The organism is Thermosipho sp. 1070, from assembly GCF_001682135.1.
Taxonomy (GTDB): domain Bacteria; phylum Thermotogota; class Thermotogae; order Thermotogales; family Fervidobacteriaceae; genus Thermosipho; species Thermosipho affectus.
This window is the reverse complement of record NZ_CP007121.1, coordinates 1,160,643-1,185,334: the sequence shown is the minus strand read 5'-3', so window position 1 is coordinate 1,185,334 and position 24,692 is coordinate 1,160,643. Positions and strand designations below refer to the sequence as shown.

The following is a 24,692-nucleotide window of genomic DNA, read 5'->3' as shown; positions in this document are numbered from 1 at the left end:
CCTTAGCCCAAAGCTACATCAAGCGCAGCCATTAAAAAGAAGCCAATAATCAAAAAATAGGTAGATAACCTTTCGTTCCCCCTAAGATGTGTTTCAGGTATAACCTCATCACTGATTACAAAGATCATTGCTCCACCAGCAAAAGCCATCATGTATGGAAGTAATGACTGAGAAATACTTACAATACCAGCCCCAAGTAACCCACCAAAAATCTCAACTAGACCAGTCAAAAAAGAAACAAAAAAAGAAATTTTAATGGAATATCCAGCATTTAAAAGTGCAGCAGCAACTGCTGCTCCTTCAGGAATATTCTGAGCACCTATCGCAAATGCAATATTTAAAGCTTGATCGGAAAAAGCACTAACACCTACTGCCATTCCTTCAGGCAAATTATGAATGGTAATTGCAATTACAAAAAGCCATATCTTGCTTAGCCTCTTTAATTCTGCTCCCTCATGTCCTTTTAAAAAGTGTTCATGGGGTGAATACTTATCCATCAAATCAACTAAAATTGCTCCTAAGAAAAAACCAAATGCAAATCTCAAAAGACCTCCTAACTCTATTGATGGAGCAACCAGGCTAAATGCACTTGCGGCAAGCATTATACCAGCTGCCATTCCCAAAAGTGCGTCTATAAATTTTTCATTTACTCCTTTTCTAAAAAACAAAAATGGAATTGCACCGAGGGATGTTGCCATACCTGCGACTGAACTTAACAAAATTCCATAAAGGAAGCGATTCATCTTGCTAACCCCCTATATAGTTCTTTTTTTCTATTTAAAAAGTACGCATGTGAGATTCCTTTCTCTTCAAATCTAAAATAATCTAAAGTTTTTACGTCCACATCGTGATAAATTAACTGTTCTTTTTTTCTCGCACTAATAATTACATTACCATCTGGCCCTACTATTCTTGAACTACCTATAAAGTTCATTAAACCCTTTCCAGATGTAGAGGCCGTTACTAAAAATGCTCCGTTTTCCAATGCTCGCGCCTTTGTAGCAATATCATATATGTGTTTTCTCTCCCTTCCAAAAGCAAATGGTGCAAGTAAAACTTGCGCACCATTTATTGTCAAAATCCTGGATATCTCAGGGAATCCTATTTCATAGCATATTAATATACCAAACCTTACACCATCAAACTTAAAAACCAAAAACTTTTCCCCAGGATAAAAAACATCTTTTTCTTTTCTAAAAAGATGTGTTTTATCGTAAAATAAAACACCTTTTTTCTTTTTTACAACAAATACAGAATTTCTAATTTCTGAAAGTACTACTCGAGGTACGCCACCTACTATAGCTATATTGTACTTTCTAGAAAGCCATATTAACTCTTCTTCTTTTTCTTTGAAAAATTTCACAGAAGAAAGCAAGATATCTTTATCATACGTGTATCCCGAAATAGATAACTCCGGAAACAATATCAATCTTATTCCCAATTTTCCGGCTTCTTCTATAAATTGTACATGTTTTAAATAATTATATTCAAATTTTCCAGGTTTAGGTTCAAATTGGGCTGCTGCTATTAACATTTGCAACCCTCCTTGCAAGTTCTTCTTGTTTCAACCAATACCCATCAAGATAGCCCTGTGAAGTTAATAATCCGAGAAATTTATAATGTTTTTTGGTTAGTCTTCCAGGTCCTACATTTGCAAGTGGCGTACCCGGAAGAGGCATAAAAGTATGTGCATGTACCTTTGCATCGTATTTCTTAACTATTTTTTTTATAAACTCAAACGTCTCTTCCACATCTTTCTCGGTTTCAAATGGGAAACCAAAAATAAAATCTACTCTTGGTATAAAACCAAATTCCTTTAACAAATCTAAAGCACGTTCTATCTCATCTAAATTATGCCCTCTGCGTATCCTTTTCAATACATCTTCACTTCCGCTCTGCGCTCCTATAACAATATACTTGTTGTTCACATATTTTTTTATAACTTTCAAGATCTCTCTACTTACACTTTCAGGTCTTACATCTGACGGAAAAGTTCCAAAATAAATCTCTTCAACACCTATTTTTTTCAAATTGTATAAAAGATCATCAACTACTTTCACATTTGGCGTTACCCCATTTTTACTACCATATCCAAATGAATTTGGTGAAATAAACCTTGCAATTTTTCTGCCGTTTTTCACTCCAAGTCTAGAATATTCCACTATCTGTTCCACAGGTCTATGTCTAACTATCTTCCCGGCAAGTCTAGGAGTTTGACAATATCCACATGAAAATGGACAACCACGTGTTATTTCAATAGGCATATATAAATTCTTTTGCGGACAAAAAGGTGGATATTTTGAAAGATCAACTCTATTTTTCACACCATCAAATATGCGATTTTTCGGGAAAAAACCATCCAAAAATCTCCTTATATTTTCCTCACCATCACCTGTAAAAACGTAATCAATACCTATATCTAAAAGTTGCGTAGGATTTGCCGTTGCATGTGGTCCTCCGGCAATAACCATGTAACCCTTTTCTTTTAATATTCTCACTTCGGATATTACATTTTTAAGGTCAAAACTCATGAAAGAATAGAGGACAACTGTCCCCTCTCTAGAAAAAGAAAAAATATCATCAAAATTCCTTATCTCATACATTTTCACAATTTTTTTGTAAGAATAGATAGATGCAACAAGTGCAGTAATACTGTATCTATTTGTCTGTGTGTATCTAAATAATATTCTTTTTAACTCCACAAGGCCTCATCAACCTCTTCTAAAGTCTTAGCTATCACAAAAACATGACCACTATCCATAATCAAAATAGTTTTTGACTCTTCACCAAAAGTCATGTTAACAATTCTCCCACCAACTTTATTCATTCCCCTTAATCTCCTAGCAACGGTTGAAGAAACAGGCAATATTGCAATAATTCTATTTCTTGGAATAAATAAGTTTTTGGAAATTTTAATCACTTGCTTCACAATTCCCCCCCTAAACATTAAATCTTATGGTAAGAATATCTCCGTCCTCAACTATGTAATCTTTACCAACTAATTTCATTAATCCCTTTTCTTTTACTTCTTTTTCACTACCATAATTTATTAAATCTTCATATTTTATAACTTCTGCTTTAATAAATCCTCTAGCAAGATCCGTATGGATAACTCCTGCCGCTTCAACGGCGCTACTTCCTTTTTTTAAAGTCCAAGCTCTAACTTCATCTGGACCTACCGTGAAAAATGAAATAAGGCCAAGTTGCTCATATACAACCCTAGAAAGTCTTTCTATACCACTTTCTTCTATTCCCAAATCTTTCAAAAATTCCTGACGTTCTTCCTCGTTAAGCTCCTGTATCTCTTTTTCCATCAATCCACATAATTCTATATACGCAAAATTATAATCTTTCACTAAATCTAAAACTCTTTCTTTTTCAGGATACTTTCCTTTTGTAAATTGATCCTCATCTAAATTTACAGCAATAATTATTGGTCTCAACGTAACTAAAGAATAACTTGAAATCATCTTCTTTTGTTCTTCAGTTAATTCATGCTTAGATAAAAATTCTTCATTTTCTAAAACTTCCCTCAATTCCTTTAAAAGTTTTAGTTCTATTTCTTCTCTGTTGTCTAATTTTCTTTTTGAGTTCTCAAGTTTTTCAATTCTATTCACAACTATTTCAAGGTCTCTAAAGATAAATTCGTCTAGGGCTACTCTCAACTGCTTATAGGCATTTTCCTCTGGAAAAAGCACATTTTCATTTTCAAAAGCCCTTAAAACTAAAAGTAACGCATCTGCACTTTGAACCATATTAAAGACTTGTGTCCTACTCTTTTTATCAGAAGGATCAAGTGAAGGTGTATCATAAAATTCTAAAGTAGCGTATGTGGTTTTTTTGGGATTATACATATTTGAAAGTAGTTCAACCCTTTTATCATAAACCTTTGCCACACCTTTCTGATGAACAGGCGAATAAGGATCAACATCAATACCAGTTAACAAAGAAAAAATTGTAGTTTTACCAGATTGTGGAAGCCCTATAATTCCTATCTTCAAGATTTTCCTGTTACCAAATTTACCTTGGTAACAGACACACCTCCTTTCATATTTCCCTAAAAACTTTCTTCAATTTAAATATCTTTCCCTTTGGATAATTCTTTTCAATAAATTTTGAACTTCTTTCTGCCCTTGCAACAGCAATTAATTCTCCTTCACACAATAACATAACATCTTGCTCTTTTGGAAAATCATCAAATATTGTTTTTAGAAAATCCATTGTCGGTTGAATTCCGTTGAAGATTTTTTCCACAGAATCCTTGTAAACTTCAACCTTTGGCAAATTTAAAACCTTTTCAACATTTAACATATTTTTTAGTAGTTTGTCTTTTCCTGTTTCAAATGGATTTATAGAATTTTTCAATTCAAAATCTCCAACGCTTATTCTCACTAATTCCTCCGCCGTTGCACCACATCCAAGTTTATAACCTATATCCATACATAAACTTCTTATATACGTTCCTTTTGAAACTTCCACTTCAAGTGTTACATGTGGTATATTTATTTTGATGTTTTCTATCGAATATATTTCTACTTCAACAGGTGGAAGAGAAATTATTTTTCCTTTTCGTGCAAGTTTGTAAAGCCTTTCACCTTTATACTTTTTTGCAGAATATGCAGGGGGAACTTGCTTGTACCTTCCCTTAAATGATTTTATTGTCTCTATTATCTCTTCTTCTGCTTTATCACATACCCTTTCTTCGACAACTTCACCTGTTATATCAAAAGTTTCCGTTGTAATCCCAAGAAGTATCTTTACAAAATACTTTTTTCTCTCTACTTGCAAATATTCTAAGAGTCTTGTTGCACTTCCTATTCCAACCACCAAAACTCCCTCTGCAAAGGGATCTAATGTTCCTGCATGTCCTACTCTTCTTGTACCTAATTTTTTTCTTATTTCATCTATAACGTCATGCGAAGTAACACCTTTTGGTTTGTACACGTTTAAAAAGCCCATCATATCAGTAATTCTCCAGAAATCTCACATCATTTCTTATAAAATCTCTTATATCTTTAATACCGTATTTTACCATTGCAATCCTCTCAAGTCCAAGCCCAAAGGCAAATCCAGACCAAGTTTCTGGATCATACCCCACATTCCTAAATACATTTGGATCCACCATCCCTGCACCTAATATTTCGAGCCAATTACCTTGAAACCACACGTCTACTTCATAACTTGGTTCTGTAAATGGGAAGAAGCTAGGTTTCAACCTAACTTTGGCAGACTCTCCAAAAACTCTTCTTGCCATTTCCTCTAAAGTGTATTTTAAATGTCTAACGGTAACATTTTTATCCACATAAAGCCCCTCCATCTGGGTAAACATTGGAAGGTGAGTTGAATCATAATCCCTTCTAAAAACCCTTCCCGGTGAAATTATAGCAAGCGGTGGTTTTCTTTCAAGCATAGTCCTTATTTGTATAGGTGATGTATGAGTTCTAAGTAACGTTTTTTCGTCAAAATAAAATGAATCTTGAGCATCCCTTGCAGGATGCCATTCTGGAGTATTTAAAGCATCAAAATTATGCCATGTATCTTCTACCTCAGGACCTTCAACCACTTCAAATCCCATGGAAATAAATATATCTTCAAGTTCCCTTTGAACCTTCGTTAATATATGCAAATGACCTTTATCCCTTTTTGCACCTGGTAATGTTACATCCACTCTAATTTTTTCAAACTTTTTAATCTTTTCATTTTTCCTTATCTCCTCCATCTTTTCATTTAATAATTTCTCTATTTCATTTCTTACTTTATTGATAACCGCACCAAATTTTGGTTTTTCTTCCTGTGGAAGTTTTTTTAATTTTTTCATTTCCAAAGTAACAAGACCTTTTTTTCCCAAATATTTGATTCTTATATTGTTTAAAGAAGCCATATCGTTAGCAGAAGATATCTCATCTTTAGCTTCTATCAAAAGTTCTTTTACTTCTTTCATTAAAACACCTCCAAATTTAACTTATATGAAACGAAATTCAATAGTAATTATAACATACATATGCTATTATTAAAACAAAATAAGGAGGTGAAAATAATGGATGCAATCGAATTGAGGCATCTTTTACACCAAAATCCAGAAGTCTCTTTTAGAGAATTTGAAACGCAAAAAATATTACTAGATGCATTAAAATCGTTAAATGACAATAGATTAAAAATTTATAAAATTGCCGGTACAGGTGTGATTGCACTATATGAGGTTGAAAAAGATAAACCGTTTATAATCTACCGTGCGGATATAGATGGACTTCCCATATATGAAAAAACAAATTGGGAATTTTCATCAAAAAATTCCAACATGCACGCTTGTGGTCATGATATACACATGGCAATCGCATTTGATTTAATTAAGAAAATTTTAAAATACAATCTAAAACAAAACTTTGCCTTTATTTTTCAACCCGGAGAAGAAACGGGCGCAGGTGCAAGATATGTTTTAGATGAAATAGAACAACTTCCAGTAAAATACGCTATTGCATTGCACGTAACAGACGAATACGATTTTAAAACTATTGCCACAACAAATGGGATACTTTTCGCAGCTGCAACAGAAATAGATATCGTTTTTCAAGGGAAACCTTCTCACATAGCCTTCTACGATAAAGGAATAGACTCGATAAAAATGGCTACATTTTTTCTAAGTAAATTTTACTCTACAAAATTTGAAAATTCATTAGTTGGTTTTGGAAAAATAGTTGGTGGAAATGCAAGAAATATCGTTTCTCCTGAAGCAACCTTGATGGGAAGCATAAGAAGTATATCCGTTCAAAACACCGAAAAAATAATTAACACATTAGCACAATTAGCACAAGAAGTAACAGAGAAAACAAATGGAAGTTTTTATATAGAAAAAGGCAGTCAATATCCTCCTGTTGTAGTAAATAAAGAATTGTACGAAAAATTTAAAGACTTCTTGGTAGAAAAAGAAATAAACTTTGTAGATTGCGGTATGAAATTCACTGGAGAGGATTTTGGATATTTTTCACAAGAATTTCCATCGCTTATGTTCTGGGTAGGTACAAGAACAGGTGAAAAATATGGACTTCACCATCCACAATTTCTTCCTAAAGATGATGTTATTCCTTACTATTCAAATGTTATTTTTGAATTTCTTAAGGAGTTGATATAGTGAAAAAATTAATAGAAAAATATGGCACTCCACTTTACATATACTATGAAGAAGTAATAGAAAAAAGGATAAAAAAAGTAAAAGAAGTATTTAAAAACGTAAATTTCTTCCCGACATTTGCCGTCAAGGCAAATAACAATCCAAATTTACTAAGAATAATACACAAAAACGGATTTGGAATGGATATTTTAGGAGAAGGAGAACTTTACGCTTGTAAACTTGCAGGTATTCCTGGAGATAAAATTGTCTGGAATGGAAATGGAAAAACAACAAAACAAAAAGAAAAAATGAAAGAATATGGTGTAAAATATGTAAATATCGATAGTGTTGAAGAATTTGAAAATCTCTGGAAAAATGATGACGAGTTTACTTTATTTTTACGTGTAAATCCAGATATCGATGCAAAAACACACCCATATATTTCAACAGGACTTAAAAACCACAAATTTGGTGTTTCTTTTGACTTAGCAGAAAAAATACTTAAAACCGGAAAAATACAAGGCTTACACATACACATTGGTTCTCAAATCACAACAATTGAACCATTTAAAGAAGCTATCGAAAAAACATTAGAACTTGCACAAAAATATAACATAAATAAAATTAATATAGGTGGAGGTTGGGGAATTAAATACAAGAAAGAAGAAAATGAACTAAACCTTGAAAAATACAAAAAAGAAATCATACCTATTTTGACAAATTTTGAAATGGTAATAAACGAAATTGGAAGGTTTATAATCGCTCCAGCAGGTATTTTGGCAATCAAAGTTATACTAGTAAAAGAAACAGAAAACAAGAATTTTGTAGTAACGGAAAGTGGTATGAATCATTTAATTAGACCTGCATTATATAACGCATACCATGAAATAGAGGTATTAAACAACCAAGAAGATAACATAACTGCAGATGTGGTTGGTCCATTATGCGAATCTGGAGATTTTCTTGCTAAAAACAGGAAAATAAAAAAGCCAAACCCCGGTGATATTTTAATTGTTAAGAACGTAGGGGCATATGGATATTCAATGGCAAATAACTATAATGGGACAACCAGACCTGTGGAAATATTGATAAAAAAAGACGGAAAAGACTTGATCATAAGAAAAGGTGAAGAGATTTCCGACTTGTATAAAAATGTAATTATATAGAAATGGGGCAAATATTTGCCCCATTTTTTAACCAATATACTCCACTTCTTCTTCATCTTCACCCTCAAGTGCAAATTTTAAAGACTCAATTGCAACCTCAATTTGTGATCCATCCGGTTCTGCTGTAGTGAGTTTTTGCAAAAGAAGCCCAGGAAAAGCCAAAAATCTCAAAAACTTTACCTTATCAAATAACTTTAAAAGCTCATATGAAACCGAAGCAATTATCGGAATAAAAACAATTCTAACAACTATCCTTTCAAGCCATGTCAAAGGTCTGTATATTCCAAACAAACTAAATAATATTATGGCAACAATAAAAAAAATCATTACAAAATTCGTGCCACATCTTGGATGAATAGTAGAATATTTTTTTACATTTTCAACTGTTAATTCTTCATTATTTTCATACGCATGTATAGTTTTATGTTCTGCTCCATGGTATTGAAAAACCCTTTTTACATCTTTCATAAACGAAATTATCCACACATACAAAAGGAAAAATCCCAACCTTATAAACCCATCTATCACTGAAAATAAAAATTCATCATTGTTTATTCCTATCAATCCTGTTAAATAGACGGGGAGCATAACAAAAAATCCTATTCCCAAAACAATTGCAAGAAAAATAGAAAAAAATGTCTCAGACTTTTTCATTTCCTCACCTGTTGCTATTTCCGCTGACCTATCTAAACCCTTCAATCCAAAGTACATTGAGTAAAAAAGACTAAATAACCCCCTCAAAAATGGAACTTTTAGTATCTTTTTGTTTTTTATCTTTCCAATCTCCTCCTTAACTATTTCCCCAGATTCATTCCTAACGGCTATAACTATTTTTTTACCCATCATTAGGACACCCTCTATTATCGCCTGTCCTCCTACTTTCATATCATTCCTCCCATAATAAAGAAATTGGGGTCAAATATCCCCCAACATCTCCAAAATTTTCCTTGCATTATCATTTTCTAAAACTACCTTAAAAAACCTATACGCACTCCTATCTTCTTCCGTATTTTTATTCATAAAGTAACTACGCATCTTATTTGCGAACTCATCTTTCTCTTCCTGCGTCATCTTTGCTATATCTTCTACTATATTCAACAACCTTTTATCATCTCTACAATTTCGAGCTATATACTCCAATTCACCCATTCAAGATTTATTCCGCCTTCTTTTTAGTAAGATATACTCTAAAGGAAATCCCCGTTCTTGTTTCACCATCAATTTCAACTTCTATAAACCCAGGTACTGCATATAGATCCTTTCCCTCTTCCGCTAAAAATCTTCTTGCCACTGCTAAAGCCTTCGACGCCTGGTTAACAGCCCCAGCACCAATTGCTTGAATCTCAAGTTTTTCATTCTTATTAAGCGAACCTACAATAGCACCTGCCACCTTGTTAGGATTTGATTTCGAACTAACCTTAAGTGTTTCCATAGCTATACCACTCCTCCTTGAACAAATATTAATAGAACTGTAACAACACAAGTATATTTTAACATAAAATTACAAAAAAACAAAATTTTACCAAAAATTTTTTTATTTTAATCTGATAAAAACCTAAAAATCAAACAAAGAAGATTGATCAGTCTCAGGTAAATCTTTCAAAACACCTAATTTTTTCATAGTATCAATATGTGCTTTACTTAATTTAGTTCTTCTTTTTAAATCTTCAATTGAAGTAAAGGCCTTTCCTTTTCTTGCTTGTAAAATGGATAGAGCAACGCTATCTCCAACGCCTGGAATTTTATTTAGAGGTATCCTTAATTTATTATCTTCAATAATAAATCTTCTATAATCACTCTTAAATATATCAGGAGGCAAAAATTCAAATCCCCTTAAATACATCTCAAGAGCTGCTTCTAGTACTTTTTCTTCATTTTTCTCTTTTACATCTTTTTTTATCTGTGCACCTAATTCTACGAGTCGTTTTTTTATTGCCTTTTTACCTTTTAGAATAGTTTTCACAGAAAATTCATCACCTTTTATAGAAAAAAACGCAGCATAATATGCAAGTGGATAGTGCACCTTAAAATACGCTATTCTAAAGGCCATACTTACATAAGCAACAGCATGGGCTTTAGGAAAAAGATACTTTATTTTTTTACAAGATTGTATAAACCATTCTGGGATATTCTTTTCCCTCATTATTTGTTCATCTTCTTCTGAAATACCCTTTCCTTTTCTCACGTTTTCCATTATCTTAAATGCTCTAGACTCATCAACCCCTGCATCTATGAGATATATCATTATATCATCGCGACATGATATCACTTCTGAAAGAGTTGCTTTTCCAGAACTTATTATATCTTGTGCATTATTAAGCCATACATCTGTGCCATGTGAAAGTCCAGAAATCCTTACAAGTTCTGCAAATGTTTTTGGTCTAGTTTCTTTCAACATTTTTTGCACAAAATCTGTTCCAAATTCTGGAATACCTATCGTTCCAACATCAGTACCTAAATCATTCGCCTTGATCTTCAAAGACTTTAAAGAAGAAAATATTTGCAATGTTTCTTTATCATCCATTGGGACTTTTGTAGGGTCAATACCTGTATATTCTTGCAAAAGCTTTAACATTGTGGGATCATCGTGGCCCAATGCATCCAATTTCACCAAATCATCGTGTATGGATTCATATGCAAAGTGCGTTGTACACATTCCTGAATCTTTCTTATTTGCGGGATACTGTATAGGTGTAAAATCATACACAGTCATATCTTTTGGAACTATCATCAATCCACCTGGATGCTGACCGGTTGTCCTCTTAACACCGGCAACCATTTCAGCTAATCTAATTTGCTCTGCAGTTTGTAAACTTTCACCTTTTACCTCCATATAACTTTTCACATAACCAATAGCACTTCGTTCCGCTATTGTACTAATAGTTCCCGCCCTTAAAACGTTGTCCTTTCCAAAAAGTTCAACAATATAGTTATGAGCTCTATCTTGATATTCTCCAGAAAAATTTAAGTCTATATCAGGTACTTTATCCCCCTTGAATCCCATGAAAGTTTCAAAAGGTATATCCTGCCCCGTTTTCACAAGCTCTACTCCACATTTTGGACACTTTTTACTAGGCAAATCATATCCAGAACCTACTTCTTTTGAAAATTCCAAATATTTACATTCAGGACAAAGATAATGAGGCGGTAGAGGATTAACTTCTGTAATTCCCATAAGGTATGCGACAAACGAAGAACCAACTGAACCACGCGAGCCAACTACATAACCGTCTTCGTTTGCCTTTTTAACTATAAGGTGTGCAATTTCATACAACACCGCGTAGCCGTTGTCGATTATACTTTTTAATTCTTTTTCCAAACGTTTTTCAATAATCTCTGGAAGCGGCTCACCGTAAAGTTCCTTTGCGCGGGTAATAGATAAATTCCTTACATTTTCATCAGCACCTTCAATAATTGGAGGATGCAATTTTCTTTTCACTGGTTTTACATATTCAATCATATCTGCAATTTTATTGGTGTTTTCAACTACAACTTCTCTTGCTATATCCTCATCTTCAAAAATTTCCATTGCCTCTTTTAGCATTTCTTGAGTAGTTCTAAGGTACAACATTGCATTTTTATCTTTTAAATCATCATCATTTGGATTACTTTTTTCCACTGGTGCAAGTAGTACATGTCTTGCTTTGATGTCTTCTGGTTCTAAAAAATGTGCATTACTAACCATAACCACGGGTAAATCCAATCTCTTGGCTAAATTGTATAACCTTCTAAAAACCTGTTTTGCAACATCTTTTTCAACATTTACTACGGTATCTATCGGAAAAATCTCCACAAAATCATACTCTTTTAGCATTTCTAAAATTTCTTCATCTGTTGAAGAACCCGTTAATGCTTGAAAAATCTCACCATTTTCACATCCAGTACCAAATAAAAGTCCTTCTTTGTATCTTATCAACTCTTTCTTTGGAATAAATGGTACATATTTAAAGTATTTTACATGCGCGTCAGATACAAGTTTATATAGATTTTTTAACCCCACTTTATTCTTCACAAGTATAGTCAGATGATTAAATTGTCTCTTTGTTCTAATACTAGAATAAGAGCTACTCTTTAAGTTATTTACTTGTTTTAAAGTCCTTATACCGCGTCTTATAACAAGTTCTAATAATTTTTCAAACAACTTTACAGTTACACTGGCATCGTCAAAAGCCCTATGATGTTTAAATGGGCCTAATTTAAAGTATTCCACAAGCCTTCCAAGTCCAAAAGATTTTACCTTCCCTCTTAAAACTTCTTTGGAAAGTTTCAAAGTATCCAAATAGGGAAGAACTAAGTCTTTTTTGTGTAACTTTCTATAAACTTCTCTTATAAATCCATAATCAAAATCTGCATTATGTGCTACTAAAACTGTACCTTCAATAAATTCCAAAAATTTTGGAAAAACTTCATATATATCCTTTGCATCTTCTAACATCTCATTTGTAATACCTGTAAGCTTTTGAGTAAAATCTGAGACTTTTTTTGTAGGTTTTACAAAAGTAGAAAATTTATCGATAATCTCCCCATTTCTATACTTTACCGCACCTATTTCAATAATTTCATCAAATCTAGCATTCGTACCCGTTGTTTCAAGGTCAAATACAGTGTATGTAACCTCACTTAAATCAAAATCATCCGATAAATTTTTTACTATATCCCCTGTTTCATTTAATATGTACATTTCCGTACCAAATATAGGTTTAATACCATTTTTTTCCGCTTCCTCAAACAAATAAGGAATGGACTGTACATTACCGTGATCCGTAATTGCAACTGCATTCCAACCCCATCTTTTTACTTTTTTTACCAATTCTTTAATATCTATAATAGCATCTAAATCACTCATTTTTGAATGAAGATGTAATTCTACTCTTTTCATATCCGAAATATCTTGTCGTTCAATAGGGTTTGGATCTTCATAGATCTCAGAAATCCCAAAATAATATTCTCCTTTTTTGCTGACATTCATAGAACCTTTAAAATAATACCAATTTCCCACACTAAGTGTTGACTCAAATTTTTCATCAAAAATCTTTCCCAAAACAGACTCCTTTTTATCGGTGATATATACTAAAATAGTTGATAAATAATCTGACTTTTCTAACTTGAACACCTTTCCCCTTAAAAATACTTTTTTAGCATTCAAAGGTATATTGGATGGAAAATAATATCTCTCTTTATCGGTAAAAGTTTTTATTTTTTCTTCAACAACTCTTGGTGGTTCAAATTTTTCTTTAACAAATTCAATCTTTACAGGTTTGCCCGTAATTTTCTCTATGTTCTTTAACTTTTTCTCTATTTTTTTCACGGCAAATTCACTAAAAGTTTTTACCAAAATCTCATTTTCAAATACCTCCACATCTTTTACGTAAGGCGCCGTTCCATTCAAAAGTTCTAAAATTTCCTCTTTTTTTAGTTCAAGAAGTTCATATTCAAATTCAACATCGATTCCAAAAAAAACCCTTAACTTTTCCCTAAGTAACTGAAAATCCCCAACTCCCTTCTTTATATAGAAAATCAAAAGGCGGTTACTTTGGTCGTAAATCACTTTTGTAACTTCACCATCTATCTCAATATTAAAATATTCAGCTATATTTGTAATTGGATAACTTAGTTCATCAAAAACGTACTTCATAACATACCTCCTTACAACCTTAATGCCACTGCTAAACACCAAGCGACAGCTAATGCATCAGCTGCATCATCAGGTCTCGGAATTTTATCCAATCTCAAAAGCATTTTTACCATTTTTTGTACTTGTTTTTTATCAGATCTTCCATAACCGGTAATGTTATTTTTTACTTGATACGGGGTAAACTCATATAACGGCAAATTTCTTTGAGATGTTGCAAGTAATATTACTCCTCTTGCTTCACCTACATGGATAGCAGTCTTTACATTTTTATAAAAAAACAAACTTTCGATTGCACACGCATCTGGAGAATAATATTCAAGTAATTTAACAAATTCTTCGTATATAATTTGGAGTCTCTTTGACATGGAAATATCTTTTTCTGTTGTAATAACTCCATGAGCTACATGAGAAATCTTATTTCTATTTTTTTCCAAAACTCCATACCCTAGTATACCATATCCCGGATCAATACCTATTATTATCAAGTTATTCCCTCCGCAATGAAAGATTATAAACAAAGATTGTTAAAACAGGTAACACACTTGCACTTAAAAACATAAGCATGGTATTATTACCAAAAATTGCGGCGTAACCACTAGACAAAAAACTACCAATTGCCCATGAGAACCCCATAGAAATTGAAGAAGCCAATGCCTTATTGTTGGGTAATAGTTTTTGAGCAGAAACTATGTTAGAAGACATGGTAAAAAAGCTAAAACCATCAAATAGAATGAAAAATACAATCTTTAGATATAAATTCGGAACAAGTACAAATAATAAACCAAAAAATCCCATTCCCAAAAATCCCACAGTATTTGTAAATATATCATTTGTCTTCTCAAGCACAATTGTACCAAAAAAATTGGTAAATACACCAAGAATCATACCAAATGTTAGTATTGAACCACCAATTATCAAAGATTTTCCAACTTCATTCATATAAATAGGTATATACGTATGAAAAATATCCATAGAAAAACTTCTTGAAGCCACTATCAAAAATATAGGCCATAACTTTAGAATATCACCCCTAAAAGACAAATTCTTTCTCACTGCCTTTTTTTCATAATGTAATATGGTTCTTGATAATACTAAAAGGAAAATAGAAACACTAAACGTTAAAATATACAATTTTTTTATCCCTACATATCCCTGAAAAATTGTTATAAAAAGTGGCGCAAGCCCTGCACCCAATGTCCCTGCTACCGAAAAAATGGCAATATGTTTTCCCTTTTCACTCTTTCCAGCAAAACTAGCACCAATTGGATGAAAAATAGAATTTAAAACCCTTATTATAACAACAAGAAAGAAAAATAAAAACACAGAGTTTACAAATCCTAAAAATGAAACAAAGAAGATTTCAAGTAACACTATAACGCTTATGTACAAACCGTCTCTCTTTTTACCATCAAAATACATTCCAAAAAATACTTGAAATAAGGAAGTAAGCCCCCCTAAAAGTGCCATAAAACTAGCAAAAGTCCTATTGTCTATATTTAAATTTTCAATAAAATATGGGGCAAGCGGTTTGACAAAAGCATTAAAAAAATCCGCAAAAAAATGAAAAATAGCCGTTACAAACTCCATCTTTATCACCTTCCTTTTTCTGATATAATAATTATAACAACGAAAATCTAACATGTCCATATATTTCGCAAAGCTAATCAAAGGAGGGATTTTATGAAAAAACTTGTTATATTATTATTAATTTTTCAAACACTCTTTTTATTTTCCATTCAATATGTTGAATTTTCATCCACACTTGATAACGAAATTTGGAGGTTAAATGTAAAATACCCCATGTTCTTCGACGTGGAAAACTTTGCAGTAGAAAAGTACATAAACGATATGATTTATAATGATATTTACAACTACATAAGGAATTTATACGATTTTTTGAATTATTCGTATCACGATGCAAAAAAGTACGATATACAATACAGACCTGGTAATGTAGTTGTAAATTATAAAGTCACATATTTAAAGGATAATATAATAAGTTTGGTAATAGACTACTACGAATATACCGGTGGTGCCCACGGAAATACAAAAAGAAAAGCATACAATTTTGATATAATCAAAGGGAAATTATTAAAATTACACGATGTAGTAACACGTGATTCTATTGAAAAAATGTTAAAATACATAAATAATCAAATTAAATTAGACAAAAAAAGATATTTTCAAACCCTACTCGATGAATTACCTTCTGAGCAATTTTATTTCACAAACAAAGGTTTGGTAGTATATTTTAACCAGTATGAAATTGCACCATATTCTTCCGGGATCCCAGAATTTACGTTTAAACTAGAAGATATACAGCTAAAAAAATGAAAAAAGAATAACGTTAAGCTTTTAGAAAAATAACATTAACAGAATTTTTTTATTTCAATTTGTTAAAAGTGGTAAAATATTTGAGGTTATAGACGCCTGGAACGTGTCGTAAATGCCAAGAGGGCTACATGTTCCAGCGTGTGTTTATTTCAAAAATATCGAGGAGGTGAAGTTTGTGTACGCTATTGTTGAAAGTGGTGGAAAACAGTTTCGTGTAGAACCTGGAAAAATATTCTTCACAGAAAGAGTTCTAGGAAAAAACGAAGGAGACTCTATAACGCTAGACAAGGTATTGATGGTAAAAACCGATGATGGAAAAGTTCTAGTCGGGAAACCATACCTTGAAAATGTTTCAATAACTGGGACAATTGTTGAACATGGTAGAGCAAGAAAGATTATAGTTGGAAAATTCAGACCAAGGAAAAATTACAAAAGAATCAAAGGTCACAGACAATGGTATACCGCTATAAAGGTTGAAAATATAGAGGTAAAATGATTAAGTGTATTTTCACAAAGAAGAACGGGGTATTTGAAAACTTTTTAATAACAGGACATGCTATGTATGAAGAAAAAGGAAAAGACATAATTTGCGCAGCGGTAAGTACTGTTTCTCAACATACGGCACGTTTTTTAGAAAAACAAGGTGCAAAAGCAACTATTAAAGATGGATACTTAATGGTAGAAAAAATTCCAAACGACGAGATATCTCAAATTTTTGTTAAAGAACTAACGGAAACGCTTTTAGATCTTTCTTTGCAATTTTCTAAATTTATAAAAATGGAGGTGACCAATGATGAAGATTAACATACAACTCTTTGCAAAGAGTAGTACCGCAAGAAACGGTCGTGACAGTAATCCAAAATATCTAGGTGTAAAAAAATCTGATGGTCAAGTAGTAACCGCAGGTACTATAATAGTTAGACAAAGAGGAACAAAAATATGGCCAGGTAAAAACGTAGGAATGGGAAGAGATTTCACATTATTTGCCCTAAAAGATGGGAAAGTAAAATTTGAAGTAAGAGATAACAGAAAATACGTTAGCGTGTATTAAGGGGGATTAAAGGTGAAAAATGCCAAAAAAGTGGCAATTATCGGGGTGTTTGCTGCGCTTTCATTTGTTGTAATGTATATAGAATTTCCCATATTTCCAGCTGTAAATTTTCTAAAATACGATCCAAGTGATATACTTGCATTATTAGTTTCTTTCATATATTCCCCAACAGTAGGATTAATAGTACTTGCAATAAAGGATATATTATTTTTCATATTTAAATCAGGAGATATAGTAGGAATTGCAATGAACTTTGCTGCAGGCGCACTTTTTATAGTTCCAACAGCCATGATATATGCAAATAAGGGGAGAGTTAGAGAAATACTAGGGTATATAGTTGGTATAACAGCTGCAACGGGTGGTATGGCACTTCTAAACATAGTAGTTGTACCATATTATTGGAAAATTTCTTTATCTGATGTTTTTAAATTATTACCATGGATAATAGGATTTAACGCAATAAAGTTTTTCATAGACTCGGTCGTAAACGCAATAATACACAAAAAAGTTAAAGGAATATTAGAACCTGACGAAAATATAAGGAGGGAGGAATAACAATGGCAAGACCTTTGCCTATACAGAAAACAACACTTTTAAAGAAAGAAGAAGTCAAGAGAGATTGGTATGTAATAGATGCCGAAGGACAAACACTTGGAAGACTTGCAACAAGAATTGCACTAGTTTTAATGGGAAAAAATAAACCAAATTGGACTCCTCATGTAGATTGCGGAAATTTTGTAGTCGTTGTTAATGCCGATAAAATAAAACTTACAGGTAAGAAATGGACTCAAAAGAAATATTACAGACATACAGGATATCCTGGTGGTATTAAGGAGTTTACCGCAAGGCAACTTTTACAAAGAAACCCAGAAAAATTAATTCAACTTGCAGTTAAGAGAATGCTCCCAAAAACAATTCTAGGTAGAAGAGCACTAAAAAGACTTAAAATTTACGCAGGTTCAGAGCATCCACATCAAGCTCAAAAACCAGTTGAATTGAGTTTTTAATAAGGAGGGGAAAGGAAGATGGCTGAATACTACATGGGAACCGGTAGAAGAAAAACATCAGTTGCAAGGGTATATTTAAAAGAGGGAAATGGAAAAGTAATAGTTAATGATAAAGAGTACGAAGATCTAAATGGTTATCTTGAAAACTCCGTCTGGACCCTTCATGCGATGGAACCTTTAAAAGTGACTGGTCTAGAAGGTTCCTTTGATATGTTAATTAGAGTAAATGGTGGAGGAAAGTCAGGTCAGGCAGGAGCAATTAGATTGGGAATCGCAAGAGCACTCTTACAATACAATCCAGATTTAAGACCTACATTAAAAGAAAAAGGTCTGCTAACCAGAGACCCGAGAATGGTAGAAAGGAAAAAATACGGCCTTAGAAAAGCAAGACGCGCTCCACAATTCTCCAAACGTTAATATTCCCACATTTTCCTTTGTGGCAGCTTTTTGCTGCCACGTTTGTTGTTTTAAATAAAGAGGTGATCTATGTACTCCAAGCAAATTATTGAGGAAATCAAATCAAAAATTGATATCGTTGAACTTATCTCAAGATATGTTAGCCTACAAAAAGTAGGAAATAATTATCGTGGGCTCTGTCCTTTCCATACCGAAACTACACCATCATTTTACGTAAACCCATCCTTTCGGACGTTCCACTGCTTTGGTTGCGGTGCGTCAGGGGATGTGTTTAGCTTCTTGGAAAAAATAGAAAATATATCCTTTAGCGAGGCTCTTCAAAAACTAGCAAAAGAAGCAAATGTAAAAATAGACGTTAAAACTTCTACTTTTCAACAATTATACTACAAGTTCTATTCACTTGTACACCAAGAGTATAAAAATCAATTGAAAATAAGTACCATTGCACTAGATTATCTTAAAAATAGAGGGTTTTCAAATGAGGAAATACTAGAATACGAATTTGGATTTTCTCCTTTAAATTCCTCTATACCATTAAAGATATCACAACAATTGGGAATAAAAATTTTGAGAAAATTTGGATTCACCTCAAAGGATCTATTCGAAGGAAGATTAATTATCCCTATTAAAGATGAATACGGTAAAACAATTGCATTTGGCGGCCGATTATTGGGCGAAGGTCAACCTAAATATTTAAATTCATTTGATACAGATTTATTCAAAAAATCAAAGACCTTATTCTTGTTAGATAGGGCAAAGGAAAAAATCAAAAATGCAGATTTTGCAATTGTATGTGAAGGATATTTCGATGCACTTGCGTTTCATAGAGCAGATCTTAAAAATTCTATTGCAACACTCGGCACTGCCTTTACAAAATTTCACGCATACAAACTAAAAAAACTTACACAAAATGTAGTACTTTCTTTTGATACGGATAAAGCTGGCATAAAGGCTACTTTGCAAAGCATAAAAATCCTTCTTACTATGGACTTTAACGTAATGGTGGCAAATAAATCTTCAAAAAAAGATCCCGATGAAATATTTAAATCGAGCGGAAAAGATGGTCTTTATAATTTTATAAAAGAATCTATCCCAGCAGAAAAATTTATTCCCATTGCACTAAGTAAAAATTACAACCTTGAAAATCCAAACGCAATTTCACTATTTATCAGTGAAATAAGGAATTGGGAGATTATTTTTGAGAAATTTCCAAAAAAACTAGAAATATTCAAAGATAAAGTAAAAGAAATATCCGGAAGCAACATCTTTACAAGAAGAATAATCCAAAAAAATTCAAACCTCCCAACACTAGATGATATGATAATCTATCTCATAATAAACTATCCAGATATAGAATTGGATTTAAACCCAAAAATATTAAGTAAACGTTTACAAGAAATTTTAAAATATTTAAAAAACTTTTCCTTTGAAAACATGTCTAAAGATTTGCAAGAATATGTAAAAGACGTATTAAAAAAAATGGAGAATGTGGAAATTACTGAAGAATTTATTAAAAACATAAAGAAACAAATCAAAAGAAAAAATATTGAAAAAAGAATAGAGGAAATAGATCAATATATAAAGAACGCAAGTGATGATGAAAAAAGAATTCTTCTACAAACAAGAATAGAGCTTATTCGAAAGCTCAAAAATATTTAGGAGGTGATCTCCTGATGGCAAGAAGCAAAAAGTTTTCCGTGGATAAACAAATAGAAAAACTAGTAAAAATCGGAAAAGAAAAAGGTTTCGTAACATACGATGATATTGATAAAACATTTCCGCCCGATAAAACCGACGATTTTGATGGAAACATTTTAGAAAAAGTCTACGAAGAACTAGAAAAAAATAACATCTTAATAACCGAAACAAATCCTCATGAACAAATAGATGAAGTTTCATTAGATGATTTTCTAGAAGAATCCCCAAAATTTTACGATAACATGGCAACTAAGGATTTGATAAAAATGTACTTGAAAGACATAGGAAAAATACCTCTTCTCAGTCAATCAATGGAAAGAGAACTTGCAAGACGCGCCCAACAAGGTGATGAAAGAGCCAAGCAAAAATTAGTTGAATCAAACTTAAGATTAGTTGTAAGTATTGCAAAAAGATACATCGGAAAAGGATTGTCATTTCTTGACTTAATCCAAGAAGGAAATGTGGGGTTACTAAAAGCAGTAGAAAAATTCGACTGGAGAAAAGGATATAAATTTTCAACATATGCCACATGGTGGATTAGACAAGCTATAACAAGGGCTATAGCAGATCAAGCGAGAACTATTAGAGTCCCTGTCCACATGGTTGAAACTATAAACAAAGTACAAAAGATAATGAGAGATTATTATCAAAAACACGGAACTGAAATGCCTCTAGAAGAAATCGCAAAAGAAATTGGGAAACCCGTTGAAAAAGTAGAAGAAATACTCCAAGCTGCTAAAGAAACAACCTCACTTGAAGCTCCTGTTGGAGAAGATGAGGATTCTACTGTAGGTGATTTTGTTGCAGACGAAAGTATAGCTTCCCCTAGAAAAGAGGCTATGAGAATGCTTATTAGAGAAGAAGTGGAAAAAGTATTAGAAACATTAAATGATAGGGAAAAATTGGTCTTAAAGATGCGATATGGTTTAATTGATGGAAAATCAAAAACCCTTGAAGAAGTGGGACAATACTTTAACGTAACACGTGAAAGAATTAGACAAATAGAAGTCAAGGCCCTTAGAAAATTAAGGCATCCATCTAGAAGCAGATATTTAAAACTTTTATTTAAAATGTCTGATGAATCATAGGTGAGAGCAATGTTTAAAATACCCTTTCGAAATGTAATTAAAAATTGGAAAAAATCCCTTTTGGTAATTCTCGGAAGTATGATTGCAACTATGTTAGTGGTGGGAGCACTATCACTAAATGACTCTGTAAATAATTGGTTTGCAAACAAAATTAAAAACAATTTTGGAAATATAGACATAGTGGCAAAGGACAAAAGTGATACATTTTTCTTTCCAAAAACACTCAATATCACAAAGATATCTAAGTATCTTGACAAACTTAAAGAGAAAGAAAAAATAAAAGACTACACATTCGTTAATCTTATATCCACTAGAATACAATTTGATGAAAAATTTATAGATGTATTCGCAATAGGATACGATAAAAATTTTTTTAATTTTTCCAAAAAAATTGTTAATGGAGTAATAATATCAAAAGACCTAGCAGGAACTTTAAACGTAAAAAAAGGTGATAAAATAAATTTAATCACCCTTAACGGAAAAAAAGTTGTGGAAATAAACGAAATAGGAGCTGAAGAATTTAATTTTAGAGGCGAAACTGGTATGACAAATGGAAGCATATTTCTCCCTAAAGATCTTATGTTAAACCTCAAAATTTACACGTATAAAGAACCAAATACAGTATTTATTTCTTTAAAAAGTCCTATAAAAAATCATCTTAAAATTTCAGCAGAAATATCAAAACTTACAAATCTTAGAACTACTCCTACTAAGTATAATTTAAGGTATTCTCCTCTTAATAAAGTTATTGGCTATTTATTTTTAGGATTTAGTGGCTTTGCACTTTTAAGTAGTTTTTTATTTGTTTCAAACTTTTTTGGTGTACTAGCCGAAGACAGAAAAAAGGTATTTGGTACCTTAAGGGCTTTGGGATTTTCCAAATACAAAATTGGAGGATTGTTGTTTTTAGAAGGAGCTATATATATAATTTTCTCGTCTTTAATAGGGGCTACTTTGGGAATACTTTTTGGAAAATACTTATTAAGCTTAGTAAATAAAGCACCGGAAATATTATCATCTAATACTATGATTCCAGAAAAGATAACTTTCTTTATAACTACAAAAACCATATTATTGGGAATATCAGTTTCTATAGTTGTACCATTATTACTACTTATCTTTCGTTCAATTTCTTTTTCAAAATTACCTCCTGTTGTGTTACTTTCCAATACAGAAATTTTACCAAAGAAAAAATACTTGTATTTCCTTTTATTTGTGGGACTTTTAACTATTTTAAATTTCAACAGATTTTACTTCTTAATATTCTTAATTTTAACACTTCCAATATTCATTAAAAAAAACTATATCCTGGTAATTTCTGGAATTTCTGCTATATTATTGACACTCCTTCAAATAGGAACTGGGGTTAATTGGGACTATTTAATACGTTCTATCATATTTTTAATTGCAAGTATATATCTAGTTTTTTCGATTTTAGATATATTAAAGAGCATCTTAAAAAAATTTCACAGCATAACATCTATACTTTCAATTTCATACATTGAAAAACAAAAATTAAGAAATTACGTTGTTTTCCTTGTCTATGCAATCATTACACTCGTAATCATACTAACCGCTATTATACCCACAAGCATTTTTAAATATATCAACCAAAAGCTAAACACTGGTATACTAGGACACAATTTTATTATAATCGAAAATCCATTAAAAAGTTTCCTTAGCTTTTCAAATTATGATGAAGAATTTAAATCTATGTTTAAAAATATCTCAAAAATACAACTTGTCAACGCAAGGAAAAATGGAAAACACCTGGTAGTAATACTAGCATCAGAAAATATATGTAAAAGTTTAAAGATAAAAGGAAAAGATATCCCAAAATTAAAGTTAAAAGATGGATTAGGAAATAAAAACATACTTAAAAATGGAACAAATACCATCCTTCTAACAGGTATACTACCTGGTATAAGTGCAAGATTTAATGAAACATTTAACGTAGTTGATACATATGATCCAAAAGAACTACTTGTACCACTTGATGCAATATTTGTTTACGACAAAAAAATTTCCGGAGCACTTACGGGATATGCAGGGATAATAAAAGAAAAATTTGCTGAAAAGGCAAAGAAAATTGTATACGAAAAATTTGATTCTCCTTTGTACATAACAGAAGAATTAAACAAGATATTTTCCGGTATAAAGTATTTTGTTAATATAGCAATTCAACTTTTTTATTTTGGATTTATTAGTGGTTTTTCCGGACTAACCATACTAAGTTTAAAAAATGTACATGAAAGAAGAAGGATAATCGGTGCACTAAAGGCAATAGGTGTAAATAAAAAAATCATATTCAAATCCTTCTTGACGGAAACCTTTTTGATAGTCACGATAGCAATCATCACGGCAATATTTACAAATATTTTTATAACGCTTGATATTTTTAAAATGATATCTTCTGAAATACCTAATTTCAAAATAACAATTCCTTGGGGACAAATTTCATTAGTACTATTGGGCGTTTATCTTATTACAACTATATTTACCATATATCCTGCAAATCTTGCTCAAAAAATCAAAGCATCAGAAGCAATTAGGGTTTTCGATTAATGAAACACACTTTTTACATTTCTAAAATTGACACATTGAAAACAAAAGTGTAAAATATAGTTTGTATTAAAGTAGAAAATATATAAAGATAAAATAAAAAAGAAAGGGGAGAATGAAAATGGCAAGATGTCAAATTTGTGGTAAAGGACCCGTTACCGGCAAGAACGTTTCACACTCAAACAGAAAAACAAATAGATGGTTCAAACCTAACCTACAAAAAGTAAGAGTAATAACAGATGAAGGAAAAGTAAAGAGAATGTGGGTATGTACGAGCTGTCTAAGCGCGGGGAAAGTTAGAAGATACGTTAGCAAAAGCGTGGAGGCGTAATAAGCGGGTATTCCCCGCTTTGTTTTTATGTACAAAATATTGGTAATTTTATTTTTCTTATCTTCACACTATCCTTTATACTACATATTAAAATTCCCCATTTCTTTTCCTGTTTTTGTGATAACTTTTTCCTCATACTTTACTATAACTTCCCTCTTTTTGGAAGCCGTTACTTTTTCCGTTAATCTCAATAGAGATTTCATTGAAATTAGTTCTCTCTTTTACGAAAAATCCATTTCTATATCAAAAATCGAATATTTTCGTTATTCTATATTTTGTGTTAAAATAAGGTCTG

At 32.0% G+C, this 24,692-nt stretch carries 27 protein-coding genes; 13 read left to right on the top strand and 14 right to left on the bottom strand.

Annotated features, from left to right (window positions below; all coding sequences use genetic code 11):
* Positions 1 to 2: 2 nt before the first annotated feature.
* The 7 genes from Y592_RS05960 to pheS are packed head-to-tail and all read right to left on the bottom strand — an operon-like array spanning position 3 to position 5,941.
* On the bottom strand, positions 3 to 743 hold the full coding sequence (locus tag Y592_RS05960; RefSeq protein WP_075666084.1) for a ZIP family metal transporter: 741 nt from the start codon (positions 741 to 743) through the stop codon (positions 3 to 5).
* Positions 740 to 1,534: a carbon-nitrogen hydrolase family protein gene (locus Y592_RS05955; RefSeq protein ID WP_075666083.1), complete on the bottom strand. Its 795-nt coding sequence runs from the start codon at positions 1,532 to 1,534 to the stop codon at positions 740 to 742. The genes Y592_RS05960 and Y592_RS05955 overlap by 4 nt, the downstream gene beginning before the upstream one ends.
* Positions 1,509 to 2,702, bottom strand: coding sequence for a TIGR04013 family B12-binding domain/radical SAM domain-containing protein (locus Y592_RS05950; protein WP_083638871.1), 1,194 nt, complete (start codon positions 2,700 to 2,702; stop codon positions 1,509 to 1,511). The genes Y592_RS05955 and Y592_RS05950 overlap by 26 nt, the downstream gene beginning before the upstream one ends.
* A complete protein-coding gene (locus tag Y592_RS05945; RefSeq protein ID WP_083638869.1) occupies positions 2,693 to 2,929 on the bottom strand; it encodes a DUF370 domain-containing protein in 237 nt (78 codons plus the stop codon). The genes Y592_RS05950 and Y592_RS05945 overlap by 10 nt, the downstream gene beginning before the upstream one ends.
* Positions 2,930 to 2,939: 10 nt before the next feature.
* Positions 2,940 to 4,001 carry a redox-regulated ATPase YchF gene (gene ychF, locus Y592_RS05940; RefSeq protein ID WP_075666081.1) on the bottom strand — a complete coding sequence of 354 codons (1,062 nt, stop codon included), beginning with the start codon at positions 3,999 to 4,001 and terminating at the stop codon, positions 2,940 to 2,942.
* Between the two features lie 46 nt (positions 4,002 to 4,047).
* Positions 4,048 to 4,962: a tRNA pseudouridine(55) synthase TruB gene (truB, locus tag Y592_RS05935; protein ID WP_075666080.1), complete on the bottom strand. Its 915-nt coding sequence runs from the start codon at positions 4,960 to 4,962 to the stop codon at positions 4,048 to 4,050.
* A gap of 1 nt (position 4,963) precedes the next feature.
* A complete protein-coding gene (gene pheS / locus Y592_RS05930) occupies positions 4,964 to 5,941 on the bottom strand; it encodes a phenylalanine--tRNA ligase subunit alpha (RefSeq protein ID WP_075666079.1) in 978 nt (325 codons plus the stop codon).
* Positions 5,942 to 6,037: 96 nt separating this feature from the next.
* Here pheS and Y592_RS05925 point away from each other — a divergent pair, with 96 nt between their 5' ends.
* Together Y592_RS05925 and lysA are read left to right on the top strand one after the other, a co-directional pair.
* A complete protein-coding gene (locus Y592_RS05925; protein ID WP_075666078.1) occupies positions 6,038 to 7,129 on the top strand; it encodes a M20 family metallopeptidase in 1,092 nt (363 codons plus the stop codon).
* Positions 7,129 to 8,274: a diaminopimelate decarboxylase gene (lysA, locus tag Y592_RS05920; RefSeq protein WP_083638868.1), complete on the top strand. Its 1,146-nt coding sequence runs from the start codon at positions 7,129 to 7,131 to the stop codon at positions 8,272 to 8,274. The genes Y592_RS05925 and lysA overlap by 1 nt, the downstream gene beginning before the upstream one ends.
* A gap of 27 nt (positions 8,275 to 8,301) precedes the next feature.
* Here the strand turns inward: lysA and Y592_RS05915 are convergent, their stop codons facing one another.
* The 6 genes from Y592_RS05915 to Y592_RS05890 all read right to left on the bottom strand — a co-directional run bounded on the left by Y592_RS05915 (position 8,302) and on the right by Y592_RS05890 (position 15,496).
* Entirely contained in the window at positions 8,302 to 9,159 is an 858-nt protein-coding gene (locus Y592_RS05915) for a DUF1385 domain-containing protein (RefSeq protein WP_075666076.1), read from the bottom strand.
* A gap of 30 nt (positions 9,160 to 9,189) precedes the next feature.
* A complete protein-coding gene (locus tag Y592_RS05910; protein ID WP_075666075.1) occupies positions 9,190 to 9,423 on the bottom strand; it encodes a hypothetical protein in 234 nt (77 codons plus the stop codon).
* 7 nt (positions 9,424 to 9,430) lie between these two features.
* Positions 9,431 to 9,706: a stage V sporulation protein S gene (locus Y592_RS05905; protein WP_075666074.1), complete on the bottom strand. Its 276-nt coding sequence runs from the start codon at positions 9,704 to 9,706 to the stop codon at positions 9,431 to 9,433.
* A 123-nt stretch (positions 9,707 to 9,829) separates the two neighbouring features.
* Positions 9,830 to 13,909: a PolC-type DNA polymerase III gene (locus Y592_RS05900; RefSeq protein WP_075666073.1), complete on the bottom strand. Its 4,080-nt coding sequence runs from the start codon at positions 13,907 to 13,909 to the stop codon at positions 9,830 to 9,832.
* Positions 13,910 to 13,920: 11 nt separating this feature from the next.
* The gene (ruvC, locus tag Y592_RS05895; RefSeq protein ID WP_075666072.1) at positions 13,921 to 14,394 is read right to left on the bottom strand and encodes a crossover junction endodeoxyribonuclease RuvC; all 474 of its coding nucleotides are present in this window, start codon (positions 14,392 to 14,394) and stop codon (positions 13,921 to 13,923) included.
* 1 nt (position 14,395) lies between these two features.
* Complete coding sequence (locus tag Y592_RS05890) at positions 14,396 to 15,496, bottom strand: MFS transporter (protein WP_075666071.1); 1,101 nt, start codon at positions 15,494 to 15,496, stop codon at positions 14,396 to 14,398.
* A 93-nt stretch (positions 15,497 to 15,589) separates the two neighbouring features.
* Between Y592_RS05890 and Y592_RS05885 the strand changes: the two genes are divergently transcribed.
* The 11 genes from Y592_RS05885 to rpmB all read left to right on the top strand — a co-directional run bounded on the left by Y592_RS05885 (position 15,590) and on the right by rpmB (position 24,397).
* Positions 15,590 to 16,243: a DUF3298 and DUF4163 domain-containing protein gene (locus Y592_RS05885; RefSeq protein WP_075666070.1), complete on the top strand. Its 654-nt coding sequence runs from the start codon at positions 15,590 to 15,592 to the stop codon at positions 16,241 to 16,243.
* 175 nt (positions 16,244 to 16,418) lie between these two features.
* A complete protein-coding gene (gene rplU / locus Y592_RS05880; RefSeq protein ID WP_075666069.1) occupies positions 16,419 to 16,739 on the top strand; it encodes a 50S ribosomal protein L21 in 321 nt (106 codons plus the stop codon).
* Entirely contained in the window at positions 16,736 to 17,047 is a 312-nt protein-coding gene (locus Y592_RS05875; protein ID WP_075666068.1) for a ribosomal-processing cysteine protease Prp, read from the top strand. Before rplU ends, Y592_RS05875 begins: the two co-directional genes overlap by 4 nt.
* Complete coding sequence (gene rpmA / locus Y592_RS05870) at positions 17,037 to 17,294, top strand: 50S ribosomal protein L27 (protein WP_088368975.1); 258 nt, start codon at positions 17,037 to 17,039, stop codon at positions 17,292 to 17,294. Before Y592_RS05875 ends, rpmA begins: the two co-directional genes overlap by 11 nt.
* A 12-nt stretch (positions 17,295 to 17,306) precedes the next feature.
* A complete protein-coding gene (locus Y592_RS05865) occupies positions 17,307 to 17,849 on the top strand; it encodes an ECF transporter S component (protein ID WP_075666067.1) in 543 nt (180 codons plus the stop codon).
* A gap of 2 nt (positions 17,850 to 17,851) precedes the next feature.
* Complete coding sequence (rplM, locus tag Y592_RS05860; protein ID WP_075666066.1) at positions 17,852 to 18,301, top strand: 50S ribosomal protein L13; 450 nt, start codon at positions 17,852 to 17,854, stop codon at positions 18,299 to 18,301.
* 18 nt (positions 18,302 to 18,319) lie between these two features.
* Positions 18,320 to 18,718 (top strand): 30S ribosomal protein S9, encoded by a 399-nt coding sequence (gene rpsI / locus Y592_RS05855; protein ID WP_075666065.1) that lies wholly within the window; start codon positions 18,320 to 18,322, stop codon positions 18,716 to 18,718.
* A 69-nt stretch (positions 18,719 to 18,787) separates the two neighbouring features.
* On the top strand, positions 18,788 to 20,377 hold the full coding sequence (dnaG, locus tag Y592_RS05850; protein WP_075666064.1) for a DNA primase: 1,590 nt from the start codon (positions 18,788 to 18,790) through the stop codon (positions 20,375 to 20,377).
* Positions 20,378 to 20,391: 14 nt separating this feature from the next.
* A complete protein-coding gene (gene rpoD / locus Y592_RS05845; protein ID WP_075666063.1) occupies positions 20,392 to 21,504 on the top strand; it encodes an RNA polymerase sigma factor RpoD in 1,113 nt (370 codons plus the stop codon).
* A gap of 78 nt (positions 21,505 to 21,582) precedes the next feature.
* Positions 21,583 to 24,069, top strand: a complete 2,487-nt coding sequence (locus tag Y592_RS05840; RefSeq protein WP_233120234.1) for an ABC transporter permease — start codon at positions 21,583 to 21,585, stop codon at positions 24,067 to 24,069.
* Positions 24,070 to 24,187: 118 nt separating this feature from the next.
* Entirely contained in the window at positions 24,188 to 24,397 is a 210-nt protein-coding gene (gene rpmB, locus Y592_RS05835; RefSeq protein ID WP_075666062.1) for a 50S ribosomal protein L28, read from the top strand.
* Between the two features lie 80 nt (positions 24,398 to 24,477).
* Here rpmB and Y592_RS09315 read toward each other — a convergent pair whose 3' ends face one another.
* Positions 24,478 to 24,600 carry a hypothetical protein gene (locus Y592_RS09315; RefSeq protein WP_255362970.1) on the bottom strand — a complete coding sequence of 41 codons (123 nt, stop codon included), beginning with the start codon at positions 24,598 to 24,600 and terminating at the stop codon, positions 24,478 to 24,480.
* Positions 24,601 to 24,692: the final 92 nt, after the last annotated feature.